Source organism: Nevskia soli, assembly GCF_903970205.1.
Taxonomy (GTDB): Bacteria; Acidobacteriota; Terriglobia; order Bryobacterales; family Bryobacteraceae; genus Bog-113.
The window spans coordinates 1-5,037 of the sequence record NZ_CAJCHS010000089.1; the positions used below are offsets into that span (position 1 = coordinate 1).

General features: G+C 59.3%; 3 protein-coding genes. 1 reads left to right on the forward strand and 2 read right to left on the reverse strand.

Annotation, left to right across the window (positions count from 1 at the left end):
• Positions 1 to 246: 246 nt before the first annotated feature.
• Positions 247 to 738 (reverse strand): DinB family protein, encoded by a 492-nt coding sequence (locus tag H1Y01_RS04410; RefSeq protein WP_180539060.1) that lies wholly within the window; start codon positions 736 to 738, stop codon positions 247 to 249.
• Between the two features lie 105 nt (positions 739 to 843).
• Between H1Y01_RS04410 and H1Y01_RS04415 the strand changes: the two genes are divergently transcribed.
• Positions 844 to 3,264: an ABC transporter permease gene (locus H1Y01_RS04415; RefSeq protein WP_180539061.1), complete on the forward strand. Its 2,421-nt coding sequence runs from the start codon at positions 844 to 846 to the stop codon at positions 3,262 to 3,264.
• 27 nt (positions 3,265 to 3,291) lie between these two features.
• Here the strand turns inward: H1Y01_RS04415 and H1Y01_RS04420 are convergent, their stop codons facing one another.
• Positions 3,292 to 4,593, reverse strand: a complete 1,302-nt coding sequence (locus tag H1Y01_RS04420; RefSeq protein ID WP_180539062.1) for a Xaa-Pro dipeptidase — start codon at positions 4,591 to 4,593, stop codon at positions 3,292 to 3,294.
• Between the last annotated feature and the right edge of the window lie 444 nt (positions 4,594 to 5,037).

Consider the following 5,037-nt stretch of genomic DNA (forward strand, 5'->3'; position numbering starts at 1 on the left):
GCTTGGCGAGAAACCGCCGCAGGAAGGCTTCGTCCCGCTCGGTAACCTGATCGCGACTGCGCCTGCTGCTAAGGAAGAAGCTCGCGAAGAAGTCGGTAGCTTCGGCGACTAACTAACAGCCCGCCCGAGTCCAACGACTCCGGCGGGCGATTCACCCACGCCCGCCAACATCACGATCCGCCGCGCCATCGTTACCGAGCCGCGACGGCGACGGAGCGGTCGCAGCCAGCCTACACTCCGAAGAAATCACATCTCATCCGCGGAAGGCCCATAACACCCCGGAATTTTGATATCCAACAACCGCAGATACACACCTAACTGCGCCCGGTGATGCACCAGATGATCGATCACCCACTCCCGATACACCTCGTACCTCGGCTGCGAAATGATCGTCTGTCCACCCCACTGAAACTGCCAGTTCACATCCATATCTTCGTCGGTAGCCTTAGTCAGCCATTCCCTGGCTTCAGGTACATGCTTCTCGAACTCCGCCAGAATCTCCGCGGGAGTCTGCGGATCGAACGGCTTATAATCCGGCCCCATTTCCAGCACCGTCAGGGAAAACGTCGATTTCCCCCAGGACGGCAACTCCGCCACATGACCGGCCAGCTTGCCCAGCGGCATCGACTTCGCATGCGGCTTGAAGTCCATCTTTCCTTCCGGCACAAGTTCCAGCATCTTGCGCGTCTTCTTCATCTCCCCTTCGAATTCGGGCAGCAATCTTTCTGCGATCGTCACAGCGTTCTTTCTCCTCTCGTTCGCGTGTCGCGACAATCCGGAGACTATCATTTTTTGAAGGCGAACACAAGGCGAAGATGAACGGCCCGGTACACAGCGCGGGATATGCTTTGGTCAGTGGGAATCGCCTCGCAAGATCTCCTGTACGCGTTAAAAAACCTTCGCAAGAGCCCCCTCTTCGTCGTCACTGCCGTCCTCACGCTGGCGCTCGCCATCGGCGGCAATACCGCCATGTTCACGGTGATCCGCGCCGTGCTCCTCAATCCCCTCCAGTTCCGAGATCCCGACCGGCTCGTTTACCTCTCGGGAGGCGCCACGCCAACGCGATTCGAAGAGATGAAAGCCCAAGCGCAATCCTTCACGGGGCTGGTCGCCTTTTCCGGAGTGGAGAATCTCACTTACTCCGGCGCGACCGAACCCGAGGTCCTGAAAGGAGAGCGCATATCGGCCAATTTCCTGCAAATTCTTGGCGTCGCTCCCTTGGCCGGTCGCGCGTTTCGACCCGAGGAAGACACGCGCGGCGGCAAACCCGTCGTCATGATCAGCGCCGAATTATGGCAGCGCCTCTTCGGCAGTAATCCGGATGCGGTCGACCGCCCGATGACTCTCGGCGGCTCCTCGTACACGATCATCGGCATCCTTCCGCCACACTTCTCATTTCCCGGTCCGGGTATCGATGTCTGGATGACGACGCCCTCGGAATCTCCGCTCTTTGCCGAGAAGTCGCGGGCGCTCAGCCCGTTCCTCACCGTGTTCGGCCGTCTCAAACCCGGCGTCACCTTCGAGCATGCGAACGCCGAAATGAAGGTCATCCGCCAGCGCTACGCCATGGCGCACCCGGCCATGCTCGACGCCGAACCGAAGATACCGGGCGAAGTCTCCGCAATGAAAGAGGAAGTTGTATCGCATGTCCGATCGATGCTCTGGATGCTCTTCGGCGCCGTCGGCTTCGTACTAACAATCGCCTGCGCGAACGTCGCCAATCTACTCCTGACTCGCGCCCTATCCCGCACGCGCGAGTTCGCCGTGCGCTCGGCCCTGGGTGCGTCTCGCACACGCCTGGTCCGGCAGCTTCTCGCCGAGAGTATTCTTCTCGCGGCGGCGGGCGGCGTACCCGGCATCCTCCTCGCCGCCTTCGCCCTGCACGCCATTCCAGGCATCACGGGGTTCCAACTGCCTCGCGCAACCGAAATCCATCTGGACTGGGCGGTTCTCGCGTTCGCCGCCGCGCTCTCGCTTACCACCGGCATCTTATTCGGATTAGTTCCCTCCCTAAGTGGATCGCGACCCGATCTAATGCACGTCTTGCGAACGACCGGAGAAGGTTTCAGCAAAGGCGGCCAGCGAAGATCGTACGTCCGCGGTCTCTTATCGGTCGCCCAGATCGCGCTCTCCGTCATCTTACTGATCGGCGCGGCATTACTACTCGAAAGCGTCACGCACCTTCGCGGCGTCGCATTGGGATTTAACCCGAACCATCTCGTGACAGCTAGTATTAGCTTGCCCACCATCCGCTACGATACCGACCAGAAGAAAGCCTTCTTCCTCGAAGAACTAACCCGCCGCCTCGCGGTACTCCCCGGTGTTCAAAGCGCGACCGTCGCGATGTCCTTACCGATGATGAGTTACGCGGGAACTCCGGTCCAGGATGCAGACAAACCGGAACTGCCTCTGAACGAACGTCTGATCGCCAAAATACTTCCTGTCTCGCCGACTTACTTTCGCACTCTCCAAATTCCACTAAGAGGCGGCCGTGAGTTCAACGAGCAGGACGCAACGAACCAACAGCGCATCGCCGTCATTGACGAAGCCCTCGCCCGCCGCTTCTGGCCCGACGGTCAGAACCCGGTTGGACATCGTCTCCTAATCGGCGGCGTCAACCTGAAGTCCGCCGAAATCGTCGGAGTCGTTGCCGATGTGCATCAAAGCGTCGACGACCGCAATGACTGGAAACAGAGCATCTACGTTCCCTTCGGGCAAAGTCCGCCGCCGTTCGCCATGCTCGCCGTCCGCACCGCCGGCGATCCTTTGTCCTTTACCAGAGCCATTCGTCAGCAGATGGCGACGCTTGACAAAGATCAAGCTCTAACCGATGTGCAAACCATGGAGCAGCGCGTCGACGCACAGGTGGGCCAAGAGCGGTTATTAGTCATCTTATTAGGATCATTCGCCGGTTTCGCGTTGTTACTCGCGCTCCTCGGCATCTACGGAGTCATCGCATACTCGGTAGCGCAGCGCGTTCAGGAAGTCGGGATCCGCCGAGCCTTGGGCGCCCAACAGGGCGATATCCTTCGCCTCATCGTTGGCGAGGGATTTGTCCTTGCTCTATCAGGAGTCATCCTCGGACTTAGCGGCGCCGTTGCTCTAACGCGTGTCATTTCGGCCCTCCTGTTCCAGGTAAGCCCGACCGACCCACTTACCTTCGCCGCTATCGCCCTGCTGTTCCTGATCGTCGGATCGGCCGCCAGCTATATCCCGGCAAGCCGCGCCGCCCGCATTGATCCCAACGCCGCCCTACGCGTCTGACTCCAGTTTCTCTGTCTTCATCGCCGTTTACCTGCGTCCAGCGGCGGCCAATACTGGCTGTTGCTCATTCCGGTAAACCTCCCCGCCCTTCATCACAAACCGCACCCGCTCCAGCACCTTCACATCCTCTAGCGGATCCCCATTAACCGCGATCAGATCCGCATAACTGCCGGGCGCAACCACTCCCGCCTTTCCCGCCCAGCCCACTAAGTCGGCCGCATTCACTGTCGCCGCCTGGATCGCCTCCAGCGGTTTCATCCCGTACTCGACCATAATGGCGAATTGCCGCGCATTATCCCCATGCGGATAAACCCCGCCATCCGTCCCGAACGCCATCTTCGTCCCCGAAAGGTAGGCATGCCGGAAATTCTGCCGCTGCAACTTACCGATCCCTTTCTCCTTCTCGATCGATTCCGGCAGCATCCCCGCCTTCAACCCTTCTTTCAGAATGTAGTCGTCGTTATAGATATCGAAGACCAGGTAAGTGCCATGCTGTTTCGCCAGCGCAATCCCTTCGTCATCAATCAAGCTCGAATGCTCAATCGAATCGATCCCCGCGCGAATCGAGTCTTTAATGGATTGCGTCCCATGCGCGTGCGCCGCTACCTTGCGCCCCAACTTATGCGCTTCGTCCGCGATCGCCTGTAACTCTTCGAAGGTATACTGCGGTGCTCCCGGTAAGTCGCCTTTCGATAGCACACCGCCCGACGCGCATACCTTGATTAGATCTACTCCGTACTTGATGTTCTCCCGTACCTTGGCCCGCGCCGCCCACGGACCATCCGCCACGCCGTCCGCCCGGAAGTGAAATTCCGGCGCCAGCAAGTCCTCATCGCAGTGGCCTCCAGTAATCCCCAGCGGCGGACCGGACACGAACATGCGCGGACCCGGTACATCCCCGGCGTTGATCGCATCACGCAGCGCGACATCGGTGAACCCCGCCGCGCCCACGTTCCGCACGCCCGTAAAACCGGCCATCAACGTCTTGCGGGCATTCGCCGCGCCGGTCAGCGCCTGCCTGGGCACCGAGATTCCCAGGCTCTGATAACCCGCGTGCTCCGGATTCGCCGTCAGGTGATCATGCACATCGATCAACCCCGGCAGGCACACCGCGCCCGATAAGTCGACAGGCGTCACGCCGGCCGGCAGCGAAACCCGCGACGCCGGACCGACAGACGTAACCACTCCGTTCTGGAACACGACAAGAGCGTCAGCCACATAAGTCCCGCTGCGCACATCGAGCAATCGCCCGCAATGCACCGCGCCGCTCGGGTCCGCCTGCAACACGCACGCGGTAAAGAAACTCGCAAGAAGTAAATGTTTAGTCATGCCGGGTAGACAATTATAGACTTGCGGCTCAGAGTCGAAAAAAGTTTGCGCAAACGCCTGCGGCGCTTGAAACCCTCTTCCTACGAAAAGGATTTCAGATTTGAGAGAAGCTCTTCAGTGTCTTCTCAAAGCGCGGGCTTATCTTGACCGAAACCTTCTGAACCGGCGACTCGCGCTTCACGGCTTGCGACCGATTTAGATAACGTTCTATCCCGGAAATTCGTCGATCGTGCGACTCAGCGATACGCCAGAGCTTGAATCGTCGTTGCATCCTCGTTACTGAGTCTGACTAGCTTCGAAATCGCGTCCTTCAACTCCGCGATCTGGCTGGCATTCTCACCGTTCTACCGATCGTGCGATTCAATCGACTGAAGCAACAACTCGATCCGCTCCTCGAACGTCATTTTCGCCCTCCAGTCCACTCTTTCACGGAAATGGCGGAGA

Bases quoted from the DNA above. Each gene is read 5' to 3' on its own strand.
- H1Y01_RS04415 (WP_180539061.1), top strand. From the start codon at position 844: ATGCTTTGGTCAGTGGGAATCGCCTCGCAAGATCTCCTGTACGCGTTA.
- H1Y01_RS04420 (WP_180539062.1), bottom strand. From the start codon at position 4,593: ATGACTAAACATTTACTTCTTGCGAGTTTCTTTACCGCGTGCGTGTTG.